17 protein-coding genes are annotated in these 25,632 nt (G+C 48.7%); all 17 read right to left on the bottom strand.

From position 1 onward, the window contains the following. Positions 1-79: 79 nt before the first annotated feature. Positions 80-1,747, bottom strand: coding sequence for an extracellular solute-binding protein (locus tag AB4124_RS27135; RefSeq protein ID WP_441974776.1), 1,668 nt, complete (start codon positions 1,745-1,747; stop codon positions 80-82). A gap of 151 nt (positions 1,748-1,898) precedes the next feature. Beyond that, complete coding sequence (locus AB4124_RS27130; RefSeq protein WP_441974775.1) at positions 1,899-4,229, bottom strand: helix-turn-helix domain-containing protein; 2,331 nt, start codon at positions 4,227-4,229, stop codon at positions 1,899-1,901. 105 nt (positions 4,230-4,334) lie between these two features. After that, positions 4,335-6,587 (bottom strand): glycosyl hydrolase family 95 catalytic domain-containing protein, encoded by a 2,253-nt coding sequence (locus AB4124_RS27125; RefSeq protein ID WP_441974774.1) that lies wholly within the window; start codon positions 6,585-6,587, stop codon positions 4,335-4,337. A gap of 13 nt (positions 6,588-6,600) precedes the next feature. Further along, a complete protein-coding gene (locus AB4124_RS27120) occupies positions 6,601-8,229 on the bottom strand; it encodes a response regulator (protein ID WP_441974773.1) in 1,629 nt (542 codons plus the stop codon). 10 nt (positions 8,230-8,239) lie between these two features. Further along, positions 8,240-10,003, bottom strand: a complete 1,764-nt coding sequence (locus AB4124_RS27115; RefSeq protein ID WP_441974772.1) for a sensor histidine kinase — start codon at positions 10,001-10,003, stop codon at positions 8,240-8,242. Positions 10,004-10,062: 59 nt separating this feature from the next. Beyond that, positions 10,063-11,475 carry an ABC transporter substrate-binding protein gene (locus AB4124_RS27110; RefSeq protein ID WP_441974771.1) on the bottom strand — a complete coding sequence of 471 codons (1,413 nt, stop codon included), beginning with the start codon at positions 11,473-11,475 and terminating at the stop codon, positions 10,063-10,065. Between the two features lie 208 nt (positions 11,476-11,683). Next, complete coding sequence (locus AB4124_RS27105) at positions 11,684-12,502, bottom strand: endonuclease/exonuclease/phosphatase family protein (RefSeq protein WP_441974770.1); 819 nt, start codon at positions 12,500-12,502, stop codon at positions 11,684-11,686. Positions 12,503-12,587: 85 nt separating this feature from the next. Next, positions 12,588-13,580, bottom strand: a complete 993-nt coding sequence (locus AB4124_RS27100) for a hypothetical protein (protein WP_441974769.1) — start codon at positions 13,578-13,580, stop codon at positions 12,588-12,590. Between the two features lie 347 nt (positions 13,581-13,927). Next, positions 13,928-14,323 (bottom strand): YvaD family protein, encoded by a 396-nt coding sequence (locus AB4124_RS27095; RefSeq protein WP_441974768.1) that lies wholly within the window; start codon positions 14,321-14,323, stop codon positions 13,928-13,930. A 38-nt stretch (positions 14,324-14,361) separates the two neighbouring features. Beyond that, positions 14,362-14,922, bottom strand: coding sequence for a TetR/AcrR family transcriptional regulator (locus tag AB4124_RS27090; RefSeq protein ID WP_441974767.1), 561 nt, complete (start codon positions 14,920-14,922; stop codon positions 14,362-14,364). A 190-nt stretch (positions 14,923-15,112) separates the two neighbouring features. Further along, positions 15,113-17,437 (bottom strand): glycoside hydrolase family 3 N-terminal domain-containing protein, encoded by a 2,325-nt coding sequence (locus tag AB4124_RS27085; protein ID WP_441974766.1) that lies wholly within the window; start codon positions 17,435-17,437, stop codon positions 15,113-15,115. Between the two features lie 40 nt (positions 17,438-17,477). Beyond that, complete coding sequence (locus tag AB4124_RS27080; protein WP_441974765.1) at positions 17,478-19,052, bottom strand: response regulator; 1,575 nt, start codon at positions 19,050-19,052, stop codon at positions 17,478-17,480. Further along, positions 19,015-20,838 carry a sensor histidine kinase gene (locus tag AB4124_RS27075; protein ID WP_441974764.1) on the bottom strand — a complete coding sequence of 608 codons (1,824 nt, stop codon included), beginning with the start codon at positions 20,836-20,838 and terminating at the stop codon, positions 19,015-19,017. Before AB4124_RS27075 ends, AB4124_RS27080 begins: the two co-directional genes overlap by 38 nt. Before the next feature lie 47 nt (positions 20,839-20,885). After that, entirely contained in the window at positions 20,886-21,716 is an 831-nt protein-coding gene (locus tag AB4124_RS27070; RefSeq protein ID WP_441974763.1) for a carbohydrate ABC transporter permease, read from the bottom strand. Positions 21,717-21,732: 16 nt separating this feature from the next. Continuing rightward, the gene (locus AB4124_RS27065; RefSeq protein WP_015735068.1) at positions 21,733-22,605 is read right to left on the bottom strand and encodes a carbohydrate ABC transporter permease; all 873 of its coding nucleotides are present in this window, start codon (positions 22,603-22,605) and stop codon (positions 21,733-21,735) included. Between the two features lie 95 nt (positions 22,606-22,700). Further along, positions 22,701-23,996 (bottom strand): extracellular solute-binding protein, encoded by a 1,296-nt coding sequence (locus tag AB4124_RS27060; RefSeq protein WP_441974762.1) that lies wholly within the window; start codon positions 23,994-23,996, stop codon positions 22,701-22,703. A 300-nt stretch (positions 23,997-24,296) separates the two neighbouring features. Next, a complete protein-coding gene (locus tag AB4124_RS27055) occupies positions 24,297-25,313 on the bottom strand; it encodes a glycosidase (protein ID WP_339273076.1) in 1,017 nt (338 codons plus the stop codon). Between the last annotated feature and the right edge of the window lie 319 nt (positions 25,314-25,632).

Here is a 25,632-nt window from a genome sequence, read left to right as displayed (position 1 = left end):
ACTCCTTATGCTCTGTCTATTGAAGGTTCAAGTTACCGAGGGGATGAACCCGCTCCATTCCCCTCGGCTCAAGATGTCATTATCGGCTGTTGTATCGATCCAGAGCGCTTTGATAGATTTCAACCGCACGCTCAATCCCCAGCTTCTTGATTTGTTCCACATACTTGTCATAACTCTCCATCGGCTCCTTGCCGACAATAAACTTGACAAACATTTCCTCTTTATAGTTACTTACTTCAGTTAAAATCTTGCCAAGCTCCTTGCTTTCTTCGGCGGTTGGCGTCAGGAAGCCAGGCAGTGTATGCTTCTCGGCATCCGTTTTCGCCCATACTTTCACGGCCTCATCCTGCTCAGGGAACGTATTCCAGTTCCGACGTTCATCCGCTTCGTATGGTCCATTCGGCTTGGAATACTGCGATACCATCTGCTGCAGACTGTATTTCTCGTTGTTTTTAATCAAATCGGTATAGACAGGAGCACCGTTCTCCATCACGTAGCTCTCTCCTTCAATGCCGAAGTTGTAGAGCATCGCGCCCTCATCGCTGTAGGCATAATCAAGCCAGCGTACAATCAGTTCCGGATTTTTCGCAGCGGTTGTGATGGCTTTGCTTGGTCCCGGATTGTACTTGAAATCCCGTTGTCCTATAAAAGGAACTTCGTCTTTAAGGAGTGTTGGATATGGAGCGCCAACCAGCTTGAATTTCGGATCCTGCCCCTTCATGGCATCCATCCATTTTCCCATGCCGCCGCTGAGAAGATGCACTGTAGCGCCGGTCTGCCCGGTCAGAATCTTGTTATCCAACGCTTTGGTATCGGTGAGCGCAAAATCCTTGTCAAACAAGCCTTCTGCAAACCACTTGCGGAATAAAGTCAGGAAATCTTTATACTGCGGATCTATCGGTCCATACTTCACCTTACCTTCATCGTCCACATAGAAGGAATTTGATGTGCGGTAAGCTCCGATAAACGCATCGCGAATCTCAAAATTCCCTCCGGTGTAAGTCACGCTGAGCGGTGCTTTGGCCCCCTTCTCGTCGCGAAAGGCGATTAACGTCTTCTCCCACTCCTCTATAGTCGTTGGTACTGGAAGACCAAGCTCATCCAGCCAATCCTGACGGATCATGGGACCCCGGAAGACGAGCCCGGACGGATTGCGAATCATGGGAAATACATAATATTTGCCGCTGTCTGTCTTGACCATTTGGTCAAGCCTCGGATCCGCTTCGAGTTTCTTCTTCAGGTTCGGCGCGTACTGATCAATCAGCTCATTGAGCTCCAGAATGACGCCGTCCTGAATGGCTTTCTCCGGTCCGCCCGGATAAGAGCCCGCACTTCGTCCGGTCCAATCGTATTCAATGACATCCGGTAGCTCATCGGACGCGATCATCAGATTGAATTGCTCGGCCGTCTGCTGATCATTCGGATGGATATACTCCACCTGAACTCCTGTTTTATCGGCAAGCGCTTTCCCGAACGGCGTTTCTGCAAGGTTAGAATAGAAGGTTACCGCATTCATGTTCAAGATTTCCCACGACGTGATCGATTCGGTTGTGTTTAGCGGATACGATGAACCGATTGCAGTGGATGTACCCTTCCCGTCCTCGTTCGGCTTAGCGCCGGGCGTGTTATCCTTACTTCCAGACGAACATCCCGCAAGCACCAGACTCGTTAACAATATGGCGGTCAGTCCTGACTTCAAATTTCGCAACAAGCTGTCTTTGACCAGCAAACGTTGAACCATCATCATTCCCCCGATTGTAAGATAAGGTTTCGGATAGGCCAGCATGTTGCCCTATCCGTTGTCATTGTTCAATAAAACCCGTATCCCTTACCATAGACAAAATCTAAAATCGCAGGCAATTCCTTAAAAATCGATGGTTTTTCATGAAAAATCCGGTTTACAGTGCGGCTTTCTGATATTTCCCGGGGGTCACGCCTTCGAATTTTTTAAAGATTCGCAAAAACGTGCTGACATCCGCATAACCGACCCGGCTAGCGATTTCATTGACGGTAAGCTTTTGCAGAACAAGCAGTTCTTTCGCTTTGGACAGACGCAGGCGGTTAATAGTATCCAGTAAGGCTTCTCCTGTAAACTCCTTGTACAGTCTCGATACGTATGAGGGGGTCATCTGAAAAGCGTCGCCAATCATGGAAATATTCAATTTCGGGTCATACAGATGCTCTTGGACATACTGCGAGACATCTTCGATTAAGTAACGGTGGTGATTCCGTTTCTCGGCCAGGATCCATTCACAGACCTGCGCAAGCATCTGTTTCATCCTTTCTTTCATCTCCGGCACATGATCGCACTCGAGCAATTGATCCGCATCGATGAAATGATCTTCATAGGTTCGCTTGCTGCCCGCTCTTACTTCCTCAAGCGTATTCAGCATCGTGCTTGCCAGGTTGTACATCAGGCATTTGGCGAGTGGAACCGAAACCGGGTGCTTGGAAAAGTTGGCTTGGAATATATCATCCAAAATGGCTTCCGCTTTGTCGTAGTTCCCGCTCTTCACCAAGCCTATAAACTGCTGCTCGACACTTAGAGGATAATAAAATTGACGGAATTGCTTGCTCCTGTCCATAAGAGTGTCCGTATACGGGATGAACTGCCCGCTCCCCATCACAATCCGATATTCAAGGGCGGCCTGCGCCTCTTGATAAGAAAGCGCGATGCCGTGCAAATCCGAATGAACCTGACCCACAGCTACTGTAAGCTCTGCTTCGATATGCTTTCGCATGAAATCTTGAACCTGGGCCAGTATTCGATTCAATACGGTTTGCTCCTGCTCCGCTGGCATGCTTGCTTCGAAATTAACGACACAAGCAAGCGCATCGTTCATTTCTGTTGTAAACACAAGCGCTTCATCGGAAGCCGTATCCTCAAGCACATTCGTTAGTATGAAATAAAGCATTTGCTGCTTCTGATCCGGGAGCCCGCGAATGCCAAACTGCTCAAACTTGCCATAATGATCGATCGATATCAGCAGGACTACAGATCGGTCGGATTGAAACTGTATATCATGTACAGGCAGCGTTGTATGGAGAGACTGATCATGATCGGCGTATCCCTTTAAGAGTCGCCGCAACAAATGCGCCCGTATTGTATTGCGATGCTTGTGAAGCGCCGTTTGCATATCTGCCTTGTCATGAAAATATTGCTGAATCGTCCCCTGCAGGAACGTGTATTCATTGGCTCCCCCGTCAAACCTCAGTCCGAATTTTTTGGATAAACTTTGCAGCATCACTTGAACCGGCATATAGTTTCTGCGTAAGAACAAAACCGTAACAATACCTCCAATTAATAAGCTCAGGGCGATGCTGATCCATGTCAGTTGGCGTAAATCTTTCATTTTCTCATTGAATAATGCCGCTGGCAGTACGGATACATATTTCCATCCGGTTACTTGCGACGTGATATAGGAAACCGCGAACTGCTCCGCGTCCGAGCCTATATAGATCATTCCGCTATCGCCTTGCAGCTGCTCATAACTTATACCAGCAGGTACAGCCGGATCCTGTCGTGATGCAGCGATATACCGGCTATCCGTATCTATAATGAACATACTGGCATCCTTTTGCCGGGGAGCGCTCTCGATTAGTTTCGAATCCTTGATCAAGAACAGGACAACAGCCGGGGGCTGGGCCGGTGAATTAAATACGAGGGAATGTGCAAATACGACCACCGGGAAGCTTTGAAGACCATCTTGAAACTCCATCGATTTGTAACCGTTTACATATCTTTGCTCGAACAATCCCATCCACTTCTCATAGGAGGGTTCGTCATTCTGCCGCAGCTTTTGATAGAGCCCCCTGCCGCTTGTATGACCATACGTCGAAATCACCGTATCACTATTCAAATACATCACGTAAATATCCTCAATCGAATCGTTTGCATTTTTATAAGTTCGCAGGCTTTCCGATATGCTGAACACATCGTAATACTGATGATCACGAAGCGGTAACTCCACGCTGGAAAATGCCGATATCCCCTTATTTAACGCAATTTCCAGGCTTAAACGCTCCAGACTCTTCAGCTTGCTGTCAATGGACATTTCCATCTGCTGAAGAAGCAATTCGTTTGCCCGATTGGTCTCGCTCTTCACTTGATGGTATGAGAATGAATACAGCACGAAGCTGATCAGAATCGGCACCATTAATACGGTAACATAAGAGAACAGCCATGCCACAATGACGCTGCGGTTATATTTACGAAGGATGCTGAACATGTGATTTTCCTCCTTATAGCCTTTTGTGATAACAAGAGCAGCCTTCATAGGGATAAGGCTGCTCTAAAAACAAGAACGGTTGCAGATTTTACGAATAACTACGAATTATTGGGGAATCCCATACAATCTCCACGGTTTACGACTGCCAAACAGATTGCATTTGCCCTTCTCAGCAGGGACAGGCGAGATGCGGAATCGAGTGGAGCCGCTCCAACGGGCCCTGTAAATGTAAGCTTCCTCACCAGGTTTCAGAGCCAGATCGATCGTCCCATCTGCCTGGATCGGACACTTCCTGGAGATTCCCCTGATGTCAATAAACAAGCCGTCTTCCGCAGATGCGGACATATCTGTTACGATCCGGCAGGGCTCTCCGGCAAGACTGCAAATATGTATCCAAGCGGTGCGCCCCTCTTCCCGAACAGCGCTAACAAGGAAGCCTCCTTCTGTCCGCAGATGATGGAATACCGACTCCGGCCACTCATTAGGGACTGCAGGGAAAACATAGATCCGCTCCCCTCTGCTCTGAAGCAGCATGTCATGGATCGATTCCGCCCCGGCCAGCGGCGTTTCGATAACCGGTCCCGCTTCTTTGTACATCGTGTTCGGCTTAATGAGATGCATTAAACTCCGCAAATACGCGAGGGCTTCATCTCCTAAACCTAACTTGGCTGCGATGGAGGCGGCTCCTGTGAAGCTAAATCCGCGCAAATCTCCTTCAAGGCCGATCCAATGCCGGAGCGAGCGAAGAATCAGCGCCTTCTCCTCTTTGGTATCGCCAACGATATGCAGTGGAAAGGCCCCCAGCATATGGCTGAAATGGCGGTGTCCGAATTCCATACGCTGTCCCTCGCCGATCATATATCCGGATGAATCCACCGGAAAAGGTACCAATCGCTCAAGGACTTCACGCCAGCGATCGTGCAGCGGATCATGAACACCAAGCTGATCCGTCATGCGGATTAAGGTCTCACATCCCCAGCGCAGCAGCGCTAAATCATAATGAGAATCGGCTGTTTTCAGCTGCTTAAAGGACCCATATTCCGGTGAGATTGTGGGAGGTAAATGAAGACGGCCGTCCTGCCCTTCCTCAAGAAGGTGCAAATATAAACCCACACTGCGCCGGAGCAGAGGATATACCAAGCTTCGCAGCAGATGATCATCCAGGGCATAACGGTAATGACGCCAAGCGTTATGCATGACCCAAGTTAAATTCCCCACCTCATCCGTGACCGGACTGTCCAGATCATAGCTTGAGCTTCGACCGAGGCCTGCCGAGTCCGCACGGTAAGCTTCGGGAACATTACGGATCAGTTGGTCCTGATGCTCCTGCAGGGAACGAATCAGCGACATGCCCAGATGGAGGCGGTTCGCCGTATAAATCGGAGAGTAGCTCATCTGCACGTTCATATTGAACCATAATCCAGGCCATGGCGTAGATGTGAGCCACGGACCTTGATTATCGATAGGGTATGAGTCCCCACGGGTCGCAGAAGCCAGCTTATACATCTGTATCCAGTAAAAGCTTTCCAACTGCGTATCCGGTATCGAAATGAAGCTTTCCGGATAGTAATGATGCCACCACCTGCGATGGGCATGAATCCAGGCTTCCCATCCTGAGGTTGAGCTCGGCACAGACCGAAGCTCCCGTACCGCTTGATCACAAACGGCATCTTCCGTGCCATTCATCACGGTTAAGATAACGCTTTGCCGATGCCAGCTTCCCGATTCCTGTTCAGTCTGGTCAGAGCGACGAGTTAGCCAAGCTGTAGTGCAGCCTTCTCCGGTTTCATATTTCTGAACGCCGACTGAAACCTCACCGAATTCCATAAGCTGAACGATGGTTTCGGGAATGTATTGGTTGAGATTTATCCCGTCCGCATTCTTCAAAATAGGATCAACCTCCGAATAGGCGTACCACTTCAGCTTCGCATCGCGTTCACCTTCATCTGCATCCAACTCCACGACAAGTACGGGAGCTAATGCATGCACAAACGCACGAATTCTGACTTCTCCCTTTGTTGTCGGTATAACCGCCCTCAATTCCGCGTTCCATAATTCCACCCGCATTTCAAAGGGCTGATAAATCCATCCCTCCAGCTCTAATGCAAGCTCGCCAATAGGTACGCGTACCGGGAAAGCCTGTTCACCCGGACGTGACGCGATTATATCGGAACGTCCAAGCACAAAACGCAGCACATTCCGTTTATCCCGATGTTCTTCGCTGTAGATCATCGCTCCGAGCGTGCCGTTTCCAAGAAAAGCCCCTTCATCCCAGCTGATCGGACGCGTCGTCCACAACATATCGTGTCTGGATATAAACACCAGCCAGTCAATGTCATTCTCTATGCGGGTAGTCACGATATCCCTCCTATTACAATGAAATGTTGTTTCTTATGTGCGCCTGCTTGAATTCCGATGGTGTCATCTGCGTATATTTTTTGAATACATCGGTAAAATACCGCCGCTCTACATAACCTAGCGAATCCGCAATCTCCTGGATTTGCCGATCCTCCAAGAGCAGCCGCTTGGCCAGCTCCATCCGTTCTTGAGTAACAAATTGGCTAAATGCCATTCCCGCCACTTTCTTGAATAAGCTGGCAAAATAACTCGGGCTCAAGTGAACTGCCTTCGCGCAAGCACTTAAGCTGAGGTCCTGATCCAGATTGGATTTCACATAGTGAATGGCTTCCTGGATGATTTTTGCGGCGGCGGAGCGATTCTGATTCTCGATGCGTTCACAGCCTAGCGTCACGATGCTATGCAGAATCTTCTTCATGTCCGTTAAGGACCTCTCCGAGCTGACCCGCCCTTCCCGAACGATCATGTTCAAATCGGACAGTTCATTCATCGGTACCTTATCTTGAATCGCCCTTAGCATCATGTACGCCAGTTCGTAGTAGAGGCTGATGAAGTATTCCGGCTTGGGAAGCGGCGACCTGTCCGTGAACTCATTCAGGATATGATCGAGCGTCAGTAAGGCTTGTTCGACGTTTCCTGATTGTAAGGCATATACCATTTCCTGCTCTGCGGTCCGTATACTGCGCGGCAAGGACATTTCTGTATTAGCTATATCTTCATATGAAATCACCGCGTTGCCTCCGGTATAGAAATGGTATGACAGGGCATGCAAAGCCTGATCATACGATGAGTACAGTTCATGGATATACGTTACGGGTCTGCCAATTCCGATGGATATCGTTAATGAAGTATATAATCTAACATGCTGACAGCACGCCTCCGCTATGACTGCCGCTGGAGCTGATAACGGTGTATTCAACACCGCTACCAAGCGGTTAGCCGAATCCCGGAATACCATCCCCCTTGTATACAAAGCGATGGTCTCCTCCGTAATATTCTTCAATGCAAACCGAGCGAGTTCTAGTTCATTCATCGGTGAATCTCGATGCTTGTCATCAAATCCATCGATTTCAAGAATCATGACGAGCAGATCCCTGGACTCCAGATCCGGCTTTACATATTCCCACCGCTGCTCCGCCTCCTGTTCGTCCACCTTATGATGTAACAATAACGTGAACAATTCCTGACGTAGGAACGGCATACTCTCCTGAACCCGCTGCTCTAATTCAGCGATATGATCCTCTTGATTTCGTATCGCTGCAATTTCTTTTTTGGCCTTTACAACAATTTCCTCGATATGAGCCAGCGAAAAGGGCTTTGTTATGAAGTCAAACGCCCCAAGCTGAACCGCTTGCCTGGCATATTCAAAATCGCTGAAACCTGTCATCAATATGACTTTGCTGCGAGGCAGGAGCTCTTTGACGCGTCGGGTCAATTCCAGACCATCGAGCTTCGGCATTCGAATATCGGTCACGATGATATCCGGTCTGCACGAGGTGATCAACATGAGACCGTCTTCTCCATTGATTGCCGTTCCGCTTATGGTTATCCCATGACGTTCCCAGTTGATTTGCTTGGATACGCCATCGACGACACTCTGAATGTCATCTATAAAGCAAATCGTTGTCGTTATTGCGCTCATCTGCTTTTAGTCAACTCCCTTCAAGTCGTGGGTAACGGGGGATGATAATCGAAACTCGGGTACATACATTAGGTTCGCTTTCCATGTACAAATCTGCCGAGCTTCCATACTGAAGCTGTAATCGCAATCGGACATTATTTAACGCATAACCCGATGTAGGAGAGGATGCCGGTTGTCGAAGAAGTGGATCAGCTGGATTCTTTTCGTTCAGCCCCATACCGTTATCTTCCACGTTGAAATACAGATAGGTGCTATCCTGTTTCACCTGAATTCGAATGAACCCGCCCTCATTACGATCGTTAAAGCCGTGCAGGATTGAATTTTCAACCAGCGGCTGCAGCATGATTTTTAAGATCGGGTGCTGCATATCCACTAAGGGATCAACCTCGATATTGTAGGTAAACAGCGTTTCATAGCATTTCTGCTGAATGTTTAAATACTGCTCCACGTGGAGCAGCTCATGTTCAAGCGTCGTCATCTCATTGCCGCGATTGAGGCCGAGCTGAAACAGCTGTGATAAGGACAGCACCATTTCCTGCACATCCTCCAATTGATTCAACTGGCACTTCCAGTAAACCGTGTTAAGAGTGTTATATAGAAAATGAGGGTCAATTTGAGCTTGCAGGGCTTTCATCTCGGACTGGCGTTTATCCTTCTCTGCCTGCTTCACAACGTCAAACATTTCATTAAGCTCTTCCAGCATCCGGTTAAAGCGATAACCGACCTGCGTAATCTCATCATTGTATTCGCTTTCATAACGTACGTTAAGATCGTTCATCTCCACCCGTTTCATTAGTGATTGCAAGTGGCTTAACGGTCTTATAAGCAAACGGGTTAGCATATTGGCAAAAGCAAACGACACGAGCAAGCATCCCGTAATAACTCCGAGAATGGTCAGCTTGATGCTGTCCATCTGCTTCATCAACTCCGATTTAGGCAGGAAGCTGAATAACGTCCACTCCTTCACTCCACCTAGCTTGGTAAAGTTAACCAGGTACTCATAACCTTGATCCGAATACTCAAAGCTTCCCTGCTCAGCTGTTAAGGCCTCCCTGTATTTAGGCTCATGTTTTAGCGTATCCGCAATGATAGAATCGTTTAACAGCACATCACTCCCATCGGATGAGGCCAAGAGATGGAACTGTTTGCGATTTTTATCCTCCGAGGCAATTAAGGATCGGATCGAGTCGATTTTGATATTCGCTACAACGAAAATATCCTCGATGTAATGGGAGGGTACGCCCTCCATCACAAAGGAAATAACGTTCTCCCTGCTGGAAAAGAAATTGTCCTCATGACCGGCCACCCATAATTTGCGCTTCTCGCTTTTGATAAGCGTATACAGCTCCGAGTCATAGAACGAATGGGAGAAGTTACGCTGCTGACTTGTCTGGTAATAGTCACCCTCACGCGTGGCGATAAGAATAGAATCGATAACAGGTTCATACAGCTTGGTCTGCACAAAAGTCGATTGCAGCCCGGACAGATGTGTATAATAATTCTCCGCCTCCGAGTAACTGCTGTCCATTCCTAAGGCTCTTCGGTATGCGGTATTGACCATCATCGAGTAAACCGCTTGTGTGATATGATTCAGCTTCTCATCTAACACCTTCGAAGTTTGATGAATCGTTTCCTGACTTAGCTGATAAGCATTGTCCTTCACAACTTCCTCCGCGATCATGTAGCTTAACGCGCCTGCGGTAGTAACCGCAAAGATGACAATGAGCATAAACGCGATCCAAATTCGGCGTCTGAACGATAATCGGTAGAGCATAGATCAACATCCTCCGTCTCTAAGTTTCGGCTGTGGCTGCAGTTGTCCGTAATAGTAGATCAATCACTTTGCCATGAGACATCCTGAGGATGCAGCGGATCAAATGACGGTATAGCTTGCGTATTCACTCTGCCGGCGGCCCGTTCCTGATCTAATGCTGCGTTGTAACGCGCGTTCAGATCCTCAACCAATCGATCGAGATCTCCGCCGATCATGATGTACTTGACGAATTCGTCCTCCCACTCCTTTCCTTTTGGTTTGAATCCTTGCGGCGATGCAGGCCATATCCCGTCATAATCACCTGGAAAAAAGCCGGTGATACCGTCGATATCGGGTTTCCTGGCTTTAGCGGCTACCGCATCCACAGATAAAATGCCAAGTCCGGCTTCCTGATACCCGATCAGCACTTCATCGCTGTACATATAACGGAGAAATTTCCAAGCTTCCTCCTTGTGCTTCGACTGGCTGCTAATCGATAACCACCTTGTCGCTCCAACTCCCTGATTGATCACTCCTTTATAGGTTCCGTCAATCGATGGGGGAAGTGCAGCTCCCCATTGGATCTTGGCCGGAAACTGAAACTTATAAATGCTGGGTTCCGAAGAATAGGACAGATACATCCCGATCTTCCCGTCGGCAAACTGCGCCCGCAGCGGATCGATGTCCAGGGATTCTGATCCCGGCAGCGTACTGCCATTCTCCACCATGGTTCGGAACGCGCTAATAATCGGTATAAATCCCGTAAAATCATAGTTGCCTGTTGAAAAGTCATAACCATCGCCGCTGATTCCGCTTATTTCCGCAATCGGAACGGCTGACCGGCCAAGAGCGCTGGCAGGAATTTTATAGGGTAGCGCAAAACCGTAAACGCCATCCGCTTTTCCAATTTCGGTAATCCGGCTCGCGGCTTCCACCAACTCGTCAATCGATTTCGGAGGTGAGGTTATGCCGGCCCGCTCAAACAGCTCCACATTATAAATAAGCCGCAAGGTTGATCCGCTGTTAGGAAGACTGTATATGAATAGATCAAACACATTATATCCTTCGATGAAGGCTTGCTTCCCGAACCTGTTTCTGATCTCCGGCGTTAAATATTCGTTTAATGGCTCTACATAGCCTTTTCGAGTCATTTCAGCAAGATCGATCGGGGTGAAGATATCAGGGGATAACTCACTGGCAAATGACAAATCAAGCGATTGGGCAAAATCATCTGCCATAACCGTCATCTCAACCTCAATAAGATCGGAATTTTCTTGGTTATAACGATGAATGACCTCTTTGATATAATTCGCGTCATGGCGCCCCGTTGACCAGAATCTCAGCTTTGTCTTTTCTTCGGCACCAGACATATCCGATGCCGTTGAGTGCGAAAATAGACGATCAGAGCCCTGCCCTTTGCCACCCTGCATGCACCCTGTTACGGTTATGCTCAAGCACATCAATGCAACCAGCGGTAATCTCCAAGTGATCATGCACGCTCCCTCCTTGTGCTTGTATCGTAGCATAACCTATTTTGTGGATATAGACAGAACGGTAAAAAAACTGTAAAGGGAAGAATATCGATTCATCTCCTCATACGAGAAAGGCTACCCCAAGCAAATGCCTGGCGATAGCCTCTTGATCATTGTTATGTCCTGCTTAAATCATGTTTGGACCTCATCTTATGCCTATCCTATGGTCTTAACGCTTGAATGATACTTCGGCTGCGATGGGCAGATGATCCGATGCTTCCGTATAGATCACGCGCTGATTCGAATACTGAACAGCTGGAGAGATCAGAATGTAATCTATCGTTGCCGATGGATTGATTACAGGAAACGTATAGGCATCGTCTATTCCCTGAAAGCTGTTTGCGAATAAACCGCTGTCGAGCAGCAGCTTAAACTCTGAACTGTCAGGTTCCGCGTTAAAATCGCCCATCAGCAGCATCGGCCCCTCAGAGGCAGAAGCCAGGTCAATGATTTCCTGCGCCTGTGCCGTTCTGCTGGTGACATCCAGTCCAAGATGCGTATTGTACACATCCACGTGGATTCCCTTCAGATTTACGACAGCGTGCAGTACACCGCGCTGCTCCTTCCCGAAGCTGCTTAACAAAACATTCTCGGATCGAAGGATCGGATACTTGCTAACAATGGCAGTTCCGTACTGACGGTTGTTCGTCTGTCCTTCCTCCGGCTCCAAATCAAGATTGGCACCATAAGCATAGTGATAACCTAACAAACCCGCCAGTTCCTTCGCCTGGTCTTGAAAGTCGCTTCGTTCCCCGTAATACCGGTCCACTTCTTGAAGGCCGACAATCTCTGCGCCGGAATCACGGATGACATCGGCAATTCTTTGCAGGCTTAACTGCTCATCCAATCCAACCCCGTGATGGATGTTGTAAGACATCACCGTTATGCTTACTTCTTTGCCTTGTCCTTTTTCAGCCGCCAGCACCCCCGTTGTTAACATGGGAACAAACAACAGGCAAGCGATAAATGAGATGACGCTCTTTTTCATGGACGAAACTCCCTTTCATTGTCGAATGCCGAACTAAGCTACTTTTACTGTTGCTACCATTCTCAGCGTCTGACCCGCGTGGAAGTTAATTAAATATGCTGTCCGGAACGTAATACACTTTTTGCGTATCTTTTTTGTTTACCGGGTCCGTAACGATCGTAAAATAAACGTTGCTGTTCTTTGTCTGCACTCCCTCGATTTCATGGTTCCCCACATTGGTGATTTTCACGAGGGTTTTGTATGTCCCTGCGTTGGTCATCATGGCAATCTGCGGGATGTCGCCTTCCGCACCGCCTGATGTATAGATTTTCGTCTGACCGAGCATATCGGCCCCCTGGAAGGAGCCATTCGGCCTTACGATTGCACTGCCCGACTGCGTAAAGCTGCTGACGGCGGCGTTAACTGCAGCTGCGCTGTCCATCCTCACCTGTGCATTGCTGTCCAGAAGCTTATTGAGTGCGACCGTGTCATAAATGGACCAAGTTACAGTCCCTTCTTTTGTCTGTACGCGGAACACCGTATGAGTACTGTTGCCGCCGCCATCCACACGGTAGGTCTCGCCTAGCCTTGCTCCTGTTTTATTGGCGTAATTCATGTAGGTGAAACGATGCAAATCCGTATAATCTACGGTTTTGCCAGCCGAATATTGAAGTCTTGCTACCTGCAGCGACCAGTAATAGTCCGTTGAAGGATCTGCCTTCGAACTGAAATAAAAGTAATTGATGCCGTTGTACGTATACATATCCAGCGTTTGGCAGTGGCCGGTATTCGTGACGGTCATTTCATCTACATAAGTAGCGTCTTTCCCGTTAATGAGCAGTCTTGAAAGATAGCAATTTCCCTTCGACCGCTGCGTGACATAGAGATATTTATCCGCGATATAAGCCTTTTGAACTGCCACGTTATGATTAAGTCCCTTTAAATTGTAGGCAAGCGTTGCCGAAGCGTTGAGCGTTTTCTCAGGAGTTGCCGCGAATGCGGGCAATCCGGACATACAAAACACGAGAGCTGCAAGTATTGCGGACGTGAGAATTTTTAAGTGCCTTTTCATATGACTCAACCCTTGAACGTCAACCATCAATACACCTCCACTAATAGTAGGAATCAAATTGGACTGCCCCCGAATACGTACTAATAATAAGGTTCATGCGGGCATTTTTTCCATGATATGGGATATCTTCCTCCTCTCTTTATACAGAAACATCGTTTCATTCCAATCAAGTTTCTGCTTTATTACAGAAAATGGGGGATCCACTATTGAGTTTACCATGTACCTCAAGAATTTCCCGTGTATAAAATACTTAAAGTTAGACGAACCGTATGGTCCTTTAGCCCTTTTTTTCGTTGGAGCTCAGAATATGTCGGCAGTGACTTTTAGCGAATGTTCATCCGATCTTTGTGAAACGAAAATCAAAAAGCCGTGAATTAACACGGCTTTTTGGTCTCAAGCAGTTTTGGGATGAAGAATAATGGATATAACATGAGGTACAGATTAGGGGCCCACCACATGATGTCGAAATCGGTCTTCATGATCCAGAAAACGATCGCCTGCAGCCCGGAACAAAATGTCAGGGTAAGTGAGATTAAGGCAAAGTTTCTCCACTTAATATTCTTGTGTTTATGTAAGAAAAGACTGTACATTCCGGTGATGGAAATGAGTATATCCAGCGGGAAGAACGACCAATTCCAGGCCACTAGCAGCTCATTGGTATAATCCTGATATAAATATTCCTTGGGAATTAACGCTAGTGCGGTGACGATCCAATACAAGATAAATCCGATATCCGTAAATAAAAACAAACCTTTTAATGTTTTGCTCAATTCATACCCTCTCTTCTCCTTAGTGGACTATCGTTTGCTCAAGCTTCCCGCTTGATGATACCGGCCAAAAGAATCTCTCCCATCTCACGTAGCCCTTCCTGTAGAGTCATGCTGCTCTTGTTTGCTGCTGAGTCCTCAATTAATCGATAAAGACCTCCTACATACAAATCAATAAATATTTTGGTATTAAAAGGGCGTAACCATCCTTGATTGATTCCTTCCTGAAATAGTTCAGTAATGCTGTCCCATTGCTTATTTAGAAATTGATCCAGCGTCTTCCATTGATCTGGATAATAACGCTGGAGCTCGGTTATGAGGTTCAATCCGATAAACTGAAAATCAGTCGGGATAAGGATGAGGCATCGCTTAAGTTTATCGAGTGTAGTCAGGTCAGGATTACCCATGATGTCCTTTTCTTTTTCTTGAAGTTCGACAATGGCCTCATTAAGAATCGTTGCAATAAGTACATCCTTCGAAGGGAAGTATCCGTACAGCGTCTTTGTGCTCATCCCCAGCTGTTTGGTCAGCTCACCCATCGTAAATCGCAATCCACTTCTCCTAATTTCCTTGCTTGCCGCTTCGACAATTCGTTCTCTCAATGAAATTCACCTTCCTACCCCGGAAAATATAAAAACATTTTTATTTTCCTTGATTTCCATTCATGATATCCCGATTCCTTCTTAATGTCAACGAAAGGCTGATCACAACGAAAAGAGACAGCATGGAATGCTGTCTCCAAAAATATGATCGTTTAGACATGTATACAAACCCCTTGACAGAGGCTTACGATCAGGCCTTTATCTTCAACTCAACAACACCGGTGTCCCAATCCGAGTGCCCGCCAACAACGAGGCTAACTCTGCAAGGGACCACTTCGAATTCCATGTTTCGATTCCAAATAGCCAACTCCTCGAAGCCGAGCTCGAACGTGACGGTGGTTACATCACCAGGCTCCAGCGCTACCTTTTTGAATCCCTTCAATTCCCGTAAACGGCGGGTTATCCCTGATTGATCGGCTTGTATGTAGAGCTGTACAACTTCGGCTCCCTTCATCTTTCCGGTGTTCTTCATCTCCACGCACACTTCGACACGACCTCCGGATCGAAGCTCTTCAAGCGTCATTTCTTTCTGCGAGATGGTCAAAGAACCGTATTCGAACGTGCTGTAACCGAGGCCGAATCCGAACGGATATAACGGTTTGGACGGCATATCGACATAAGGGCGAGGGCGCCCTGCATTTTTCTGATTATAATAAACCGGCAATTGACCCACGGAGCGCGGGATCGAAACGGGCAGTTTGCCGCTCGGGTTCACCTGGCCGAACAGGATCTCTCCGATGGCACGGCCGCCTTCACTGCCGGGATACCAAGCGCACAGCAAGGCATCGCTGAGCTCAGCCACCTCGCCGATAGCCAACGGACGTCCCTGAATGAGTATCGTAATCAATGGTTTACCGATGGCGTAAATTTCACGTACCAGCTGTTCCTGAATGCCGCCTAATCGCAGATCGGCAAGATCGACACCTTCGCCGCAATCCATCTCCGTCGGATCCCCTTCCGCTACGATCGCTGCGCCGTTATTATCGAATGCGTCCCCGAATTGCCGGGCGCTGCTGCCGCCAAGCACGAGCACGACCGCATCCGCGGAACGGGCGGCTTCGATCGCTTCAGGCAAGCCTTGCGTGGACATGCCTCGGACGCTGCATCCGGGAGCGAAGACGATGTCTGTACCTGCGGGTGCAGCCATTCGAATGCCTTGAAGCGCCGTGACTCCGCTGCCCTCGCGCTGTACGCTGGTGTAGTCCCCAAGCTGGTTATAGAGCCTGTCAGCGTTAGGGCCGATGACCGCCAGTCGTTTGATGCTGCCGCCACTCAGCGGCAGTACGTCTTTGTCGTTCTTAAGCAGCACTACCGCTTCTCTCGCGACGGATGCATTCAAGTTTTTAGCAGCTGCATTATTCACGGTCGAAGCAGCCAAGCTCTCGTCAACGTACGGCTGCTCGAACAGTCCCAATCGGAATTTCAGCCCAAGCACTCGACCAACCGCGCGGTCGATGCTCTCCATATCGGCCTTCCCTTGTTTCACCGCTTGTTCAAGCGTCGTAAACGACTTGTCCCACAGGCTTAGGTCCACCCCGGATGACAGGGCAAGCGCCGCTGCCGATTCATAGTCTCCCGCAATGGACACCAATCGGTCGATGGCCGTTCCATCCGCCATGACAATTCCATCAAATCCCCATTCATCTCTCAGAATGCCGGTTAACAGCTTATCATTGGCATGACACGGAATGCCGTCGAGTTCATTATAGGCCGCCATGACGCCAGCCGCTCCTGCCTTGATCCCAGCCTCCGCGGCAGGCAGGTGAATTTCCCGCAGTTCCCGCTCGCCTGCGGGAACCGGGCCCGCATTCCGACCGCCCTGCCCTGCTCCCTGTGCGCACAGATGCTTGAGCACGGCAGCTGCCTTATTCGGACTACTCCATTCTTCCGGGTTTCTTCCCTGCATGCCAAACACAACCGCTTCCGTCATTCGCGCAGCCAGGTAAGGGTCTTCTCCGTAACACTCCTCGGAGCGTCCCCACCGCGGATCCTGCAGGATGTCCAATACCGAGACCAACCCTAAATGCGCGCCTCGGCTGCGGATCTCGGAGGCTACCTGGGAATAGGCTTGTTCAATTAATTCGGGATTCCAGGTGGAACCGATGGCCGTATTGACGGGCAGAAGCGTTCCGTCAAGCGCTTGATGGCCATGAGGACATTCCTCCGAGAGCAGGACGGGAATGCCCAGCCGGCTGTGTTCGATTACATAGCGCTGGATGGCATTCGCCACCTTCGCGTTGTCTCGCGTAGGAACCCCGTTCTCATAAGTCACTCCGGACCAGGGATCCGCCCGGAACAGTCCGTACAGCGCTCCCATTCCGGCTCCCCACTCGACATGATCCTTGAATAAGTCGGTCAGTTCAAACTCCGTTTCGGTTCCTTCGCTTCGACGATAAGCCATCCAGCCGTACAAGTGCTGATTCAGCTGCCCGACCTTCTCTCGCAGCGTCATTCTGGATAACAAATCCTCAACACGCTCGTCTACGGGGAGCGCAGCATTACGATATTTCTCCATATTCCCCATACTCCTTCCATCCTGGTCGTCATGCTTATAATCATTCTTTGATATTCAAGACCCGATATTTCTTGGGCGTCATGCCCGTGTACAGTTTGAAGACGGATACAAAATACTTGTATTCTTTGTAGCCGACGCGGTCGGCAATCTCAAACACCTTGTCCTGCGTCGTCAGCAGCAGCTTCCTTGCCTCGTTGATGCGCAATTCGTTCATGTATTCGCTGAAGCTTTTTCCCGTGCTTTGTTTGAAAATATTGCTGAAGTAGCTTGGCGTAATCTTTAAATACGCCGCCACTTCAGACGCTTTCAGTTCGCTCAGATAATGATCCGCCATATACTTCTTGGCCTTCTCAATGATCCAGAACGACCTGTCGATGCCGACCTTGTCGATCAGTTGCAGCAGGTCAAAAACTTCCGTGGATATCGCCAGACGAATCGCGTCGGGATGATTGAACACCTCCAGATCAATCGTTCTCTCCAGGCCATGCTCCAGCTGGGTCAGGCCGCTTTGGCGAAGTCGCTGCCGCAGCATGATGGTTAGTTCATCACACACGTTTACCATATCCGTCAGCAGGTACTGCTGATCCCGGAAAAATTGGAACATGCCCTCGACAAGCTCTTCCAGCATATCAGCATCCTGCTTGAATAATGCCACGGACAGTTTCGATACCATGTCGGCACTGTCGAAATCATGCAATGCCCGGCCGAAATCCGCCTCGGCCTTATATTCCCGATCCAGCAAGGAGCGATGCTCCAAGGCATAATAAGGCAATAACGCGCGCACATCGGCGCATATGGTTGCCGTTTGGTCCAGGGAAGCGTAAGCATCCGATACCGCCCCATACATGCGATGCTCTTCCGGCCAAACATCCAGCATTGCCTGCAGAATTTCATCCCACTGCCGCTTCGGGCGCGGTTGATCCGTCATCAGCAGGGTCAACAGCAAATTTTTATGCACAAACACGGATACTTGACGGATGCCGCTAGCTTCCAGGTTTTCGCGTATCGTATGCAGCCACAATTGCTGAAGTCTCACAAAATCCTGTTCATTCACGGAAGCCGCAAGGTTCGAAAACTTCTCCAGCTGCGTGGCTATGAGTTTATACTCGGCACTGTTTAACAAATATGGAGGTATCGACTTGGCTAATGAAGTTTCATAATGCGCGGCCATCTCGGAAAGCCAAAGCTCCGCATCCTTCGTTGGACTGTTGACACGGGTATCCTTGCTGCGAATGTCTTCCACGATCCCGGTCACGGCCGCCACCAATTCGTCAATATCGACGGGCTTCAGCAAGTAATCGGTTACATCCAGCTTGATGGCTTGGCGTGCATATTCGAATTCCTCATAACCGCTGATCATGATGACCCGAACCTGAGGGTGGCAGCGCTTCAGCTCCTTAGCAAGCTGAAGCCCGTCCATTCCCTCCATCCGGATGTCCGTAAGAACCAGATCAATCCCGTGTTCCTGCACCACCTGCAAAGCTTCATTGCCGTCATAAGCCTCCGCGACGACTTCGACTCCATAATCCGCCCAGTCAATGGTATAGTGCAAGCCTTGACAGATCACGGGTTCATCGTCAACGATCAGCATTTTTACTGTCTTCACGTGTTGCATCGTACGATTCACCACCGTAGGTTTCAGAATATGGGAGCTTGAGGCGAATCAAGGTTCCTTGAGGTGAAGCCTCTATCACTTCCAGTCCGTAGCGTTCTCCAAAATATAAGTATAGACGTTCATGAATGTTGCTGAGCGCACCTCGTTTGCGACCGGCTTGAACCCCGTTTCGAAGGGATTCCCGAACTTCCTCTAAAGTAAGATCGTCCATTCCGCGGCCGTTATCCTGCACGTCGATCCAAATCTCATCCTCCCGCTTATACGCTATGACCGATATTCTGGCTGCCGGCTCGCGCCGATCTATGCCATGTTTAAGAAAATTCTCAACCAAAGGCTGAATGGTAGCCTTCAAAGTAAGCGAATTCAACAGATCATATTCCATATAAAGTGCGTATTTCAGTTTTTGTCCCAGCCGCCTCTGCTGCAAATACAAATAGGAGCGTACGAACTCCATTTCTTTAGCGAGACTGGTCTCGTAATGACCATTGTTCAGACTGGAACGCAGGAATCGAGACAAAATTTCGATGAGCTGGCTGGATTCGCTGGCCTTCTCCAGCCTGGCAGTCCAGCGGATCATATCGAGCGTATTATAGAGAAAATGCGGGTCCATCTGCTCCTGCAGCAAACGCAGCTCGGATTCGCGCTCCCGCAGTTCCAGCTTGTATTTATGCTCGATCAATTCCTGAATCGTGGATACCATATCGTTAAACCTGCGGTTCAGCTCGGAAATCTCATCCTTGGAACGAATAGGTACCCTCGCGGAGAAATCGCCGAGCTTTACGCGATTGGTCTCAATCTTCAAGCGCAGAATCGGTCTGATAATCGTATAGTGGAAGCCGATCAAGGCCAATAAACCCAATAGGAGGATCCCCACAAGAATGACCTGCATTAAGATTCTTACGCCGCGTATATCCTGATCAAGCGCAGCCTTGGGCACCATGGAAACGATATTCCAATCGGTATTTTCCATTCGTTGATGAAAGGTCAAATACGCTTCCCCGTCGTGACGGTAAGTGGAAATCCCCATCGTCCCTGCGGTTACGAGATCCGTAAACGCTTCCCAATCGCCGATATTCAAGGGAAACATTTCTTTGGAAGGCAGTACGATTTGACCTTCCGAATCCACAATAAACACCATGCCTTCGTCCCGCGTCAACCCCCGCTGCAGCTGTTTAAGTATACTGGCTTCATCCATGCGGATGACGAGCCGGGCAAGCGGCTGCGTGATCTCGTCGTAGGAATTCAGCACCCGGAACAATGAGACGAGGTTTACTTCTCCATACCAGCCGCTGGTTGAAGGATAGCCGCTGCTCCACACGATCCCGCCTTTATGCTCGTCCGCAAGCCGGTTCCATGACTCTTCGTTGCCGTGAATCGGCTCGCCCATCTCAATGGAATTGCCGTTAAATCCGGTGATCGACATCGATTTGATATAGTTTTTGGACATTAACTGAAACGTCAGAAATCCTTCGAGATTTTGCTTCAACTGCTCAGCCCTCCCGCTCTCTGGCGGTGGATCAAGGCGCAGGTATTGGCGCATGTCATTGCTCAGGATCAAATAATCGGCAATGTCCTCAATCATGGTCGTTTGCTCTTCCAACTGGTTCGTTACGATCTCCAGGCTGCGCTGGCTTGATTGAATAAATTGGCTGCGCAGCACTTCGTTCAGCTTGTCTTGGGCCAGGACGCCGACCCCAAGCGTAGGCAGAATGACAAAAAAGAGGAAAATGACCAGAGCCTTCTGTTTCAGACCATAATTCCCGATCCAGCCAAAACTGCTGCGCATGTCCATTCCCTCTTTCGATGTCCTCATGATGTTGAATTGAAACCAGTTTAACCTTTAACTGCTCCTGCCGTCATGCCGTTAACCAATTGCTTTTGCAGCAGCAAGTAAAAAATAATGATCGGAATAAGCGCGATCGTCAGTGCCGCCATTTGCAACGTCAGGCTGGCCGTCTCAATGCCGACAAAGTTGGCGAGACCCAGCGGCAGTGTTTTCAGGGACGATGAACTGATCAAGACGAGTGCAAACAAATACTCGTTCCAATTATAGATAAAGTTCAAGATCACGACAGTTGAAATGGCAGGGCGCGTGATCGGCAAAATGATCGACCAGAAAATCTTGAATACGCCCGCGCCGTCCATGACGCCAGATTCTTCGAGATCCTTCGGGAATCCTCTCATGAAGCCTTCTAGAATAAAGATCGTCAACGACAAATGGAAGGCCGTGTAAGGAAGAATCAGCGATAAGTGGGTATCCAGCAAATGCAGATTCCGCATGATCAAGAAGATCGGAATCAAGGTCGCATGGATCGGAACGACCATGCCCAGCAGAAATATCGCGTAAGTCGCACCGCGCAGCTTAAAATCGAACCTTGCCAAGAAGTACGCCGCAAGCGATCCGAGAAGGACCGTCACGACCAACGATACAACCGTTACGATGATGCTGTTAAGGAAGTAGGTATCCATATTCGCCACTTCCCACGCTTTCGCGTAATTGGAGAATTGCAGCTCTGTCGGTATGGAGAACGGATTCGCCGCATATTCCTGCTCGGTTTTGAACGAATCTACGATCATCCAAAAGAAAGGGATTATATTAATAATAGCGAATATGCCCAAAAAAGTGTATGCCGATAAATGGAACCATTTCGTTTGTCTGTACATCTCCTCCCTCTCCCTTCTATTCCTTTTCTCTCGCCAATCGATTTACGATCGTGATGACGATAAGGCTAAACAGCAGAATCAATACGGATACCGCACTGCCGTAGCCGAATCTCATATTCATAAATGAGTTGTTATACATATAAACGGTCATAACCTCCGTCGCATGTGCCGGTCCTCCGCCCGTCATGATCTGGATCAGATCGAACACGCGGAACGAGTTGCTGATGCTGTAGACAACGGAGACGAGCAATGTTCCTCGGATCATCGGGATGGTAATCCGCATGATCCGGCTTAGTCCGGTTGCCCCGTCCAGGGCAGCCGCCTCATTGACTTCATCGGGGATATTCTGAAGTGCAGCTAATAGAATGATCATATATAATCCGCAGTTTTGCCATATATAAGCGATGCTGATGGAAATCATGGACCAGAACGGATCGCCCAGCCAATTTTGCTGCCAGCTTTCAAGACCCAAAACGCCGAGCAGGTTATTCAGCATCCCGTATTCCGTGTTGTACACCATGCCCCAGATGAGGGATACCATTACCGATGAGATGACCACGGGCAGGAATCCGATGGTCCGGAAGAAACTGGAGCCCTTGAGTCCCCGATTCAGCAGCAAGGCCAGCAGCAGGCCAAGCGGAATCTGACCCGCTATCCCCGTAAACATGATAATGATGTTGTTTTTAACGGACAGCCAAAATATATCGTCCTTGAATATATCCACAAAATTGTCCAGCCCGATAAAACGCATAGGGGTGATCCCATCCCAGTTCATCAAGGAATAATAGACCGATAAGCCGATGGGAAATATGGCAATGCATATATATATAATGAGTGCTGGCGCCAAGCCCAAGAAAATAGCCCATTTCGTATGCTTAAGCGTATGCATTGGCGTAACTCCTTTCTTTCTGCCTTTAATAAGAAAAACCCGCTGCCGGGTTTTTCTTTGTGCCATCATAATGTTGACTTAGGGAAATTTCTCGCTTATTTCATGCTGTCGAAAGCTTCCTGCACCTCTTGGGCGAGCTCCTCCGGCGTACCTCTGCCAATCGTCAGAGCCTGCAATCCGTTCTGCATGACATCGGTAACTTGCGTCGGAATGACACTGTCGAACACCGGTGCCGTACCCTTATTGGTCAACTCCAGCATTTCCTTGAGATACGGACTCGCATCTTCAGGAATTTCCACGTTGGCCGGTACGACAACGCCTTTACTGATCAGATCTTTATACAGGTCCTCATTGACAAAGAACTTAATGAATTCCTCGGCAGCCGCTTTCTTTTCATCGCTCAATCCTTTTTTAATGGCGATGCCGTACTGAACGACGCCCGCGCTTTTCACCGGATCGCCGGAGCCTCCAGGGACGCTCGGAAAGAGCGCAATGCCGAATTTGTCCCCTTCCTCGTTGTTGATGCGGATTCTTCCGTCAACGGTAGAAGAAGAGATATGCATGGCTGCCTTGCCTTGAATGAAGTAGTCCTGCCCTTGCACGGAATCCATGTTGTTCGCATCCGTATTGAATGCTCCCAGCTTGGCGAGTTCATCGATGACCGCAATCGCTTTCACGTATTCGGGGTCGGTAAACTTGGCTTCCTTGTTCAGAATTTTCTGCAAGAAGTCACTGCCTGCGTAACGGTCCCCGATAATCGATAAGAAGGACGATTGCAGCGGCCATTTCTCTTTGTTGCCCAAGGAGATCGGCGTAATGCCGGCTTCCTTCAGCTTTTTCACCGCATCAATGAATTCGTCGTAGGTAGCCGGAAATTGGTCATAACCGACCCCAGCGAACATCTCTTTATTGTAATAAATAATGTCCACGAAGGTTTGTTTGGTCGGCACGGCGAATTGACTGTCGTTCTGGTTAAACCCGGCCAATGCGTCCTCCGGCAAAATATCCTTCCAGTTGTCCATCAGGTCATCCAGCGGCATCAGCAAATCCCCGGCAACCAGAGGAACCAGGTCGGCACCAGGCCATACTACATTGATATCCGACAGGTTGTTGGCAGCAGCCAGCGTGCGCAGCTTCGTTTTATATTCGGTTGCCGCTACCCCGTCCTGTTTGATGATGATGTCAGGATGCTGTTTTTCGAACTCAGCGATCCGCTCTTTGTACACCTCGTTATCCACGTTCGGCGATGTCCATGGATGCATGATGTTCAAGGTAACCTTTTCCGGTTCGGCAGCATCTTTCTCTCCGGAGCCGCAGGCGACGGTTGACATGAGCAGCAGCGCAGCTGTTCCGGTCAGCAGCATCGTTCTAAGCTTCTTAGACGTTTTCATTTGTTATACCCCTCTCTTTATATGTTACATATTATGTTCTTATATTTAACAATATAAGATATATTAATTATACAAGCGGACTTTAAATCCCAATATCCATTAAAAAAACGATTTCATCTAATTTTTTCAAGTCATTTTGAATAGGTGGAATTTATATAATGCACAATTCTGTTGATAAGCGTCAATATTGTTGACATATACTTTACGAAATTTCAAATTAATGGTATCGCTTACATGTTAGGTTCTATAGAAAGCGGGGCAGAGAAACCAGTTTTAACTCTGCCACGCCTTAACCCTGCGTTATTGCGGTTCGTTCAAAATATAATCTACCAACTCATCCAAAGGAACCGTTGCGAGCGCGATCGCCGTATCCGTCACGCCATAATAGATATAGAGAAGCCCGTCCTTGACTACATTCCCTGTCGGGAAAACGACGTTCGGAATCTGATAGCCGAACTTCTCATAGTACGTCTCCGGCTCCATAATGAACCGGCGGGTTCTGGCGATGATTTTTTCCGGATTTTCCAGATCCAGCAGCAAGGCCCCTACGCGATACACCGTATCTTGGTCTACGCCGTGGTAAAGCACCAGCCATCCCTTGTCTGTTCGTACCGGAGGCGTCGAGCCGCCGATTTTTTTGTACTCCCAGTCGTTGTTCTCGGCTTTTGCCAGCAGCTTGGGCTCGTCCCAATGCACCAAGTCGTCGGAGTAGCTGATCCACATGGCTGCTTTTTCGGTTCCATATTCCTCCCCTACATATTCTTCCGGTCTGCGAAGCAGCACATACTTGCCGTTGATTTTCTCCGGAAACAGAATGTTGTCGCGGTCATTGATATCAAGCGGCGTCGTATCGCATAGGTATTCCCAATGAATGAGGTCCTTGGAGGTCAATATCCCGGAGCGCGTCAGCCAGTGGCCTTCCTCATCTCCCCAGCCGTCCGGATACTCGGGAATCGAGCGTTCAGGGATGCCGGCTCCCGTCGGGTAATAGTTCATGGCGCATGGGCGCAAAGCATAGTTCAAATAAAAGGTGTCGTCGATCTTGACGATCCGCGGGTCCTGAATGCTGCCATAGGGGAATCCCAGCTGGTCCGGCGTTACGACGGGCTCGTCCAACACATGGGTGAAATGCACACCGTCCGTGCTCTCCAGGAGACCCAGGTAGTTTTTACAGGGAGTCAGTGAGCCTGCCGTCCGTTCAATCATATAGAATTTTCCGTTATCGATAATGACCGCCGGATTGAATACCGTCACCTTTCTCCAGTCGTAGAGTCCAGGCACTACGATCGGATTTTCCGGATGCCGGGTAATTTTCATGGATAAGCCTCCTATGATCGTTATGTAAGTGTTATCAATTTCTTTACTTTATTATAAGAGGCTTAGCCAATTCATAATATCCTGCAAACTTTCAATATTATCCGAAATATTGTTATCTGTGATGTCCTGACAGTTAAATAACATAAAAAAGCGGTTCAATGAATGAACCGCTTCAGGCTGTCGAGAAAGTCTCGACAGCTATTTTTTGTGTATTTAATTCAACACGACACCGCGTTAATATTGTATAATATTTGTAAATAAACCGTTCGGAAGGGTGTTAAATATGTTGCGTTCTAACCGAGAAAAACAGCAGGCTTAC

Origin of the sequence: Paenibacillus sp. 2KB_20 (assembly GCF_052115765.1) — a bacterium.
Classification (GTDB): Bacteria; Bacillota; Bacilli; order Paenibacillales; family Paenibacillaceae; genus Paenibacillus_AQ.
The sequence above is the reverse complement of the archived record's forward strand: the minus strand, read 5'-3'. Positions and strand labels throughout refer to the sequence as shown.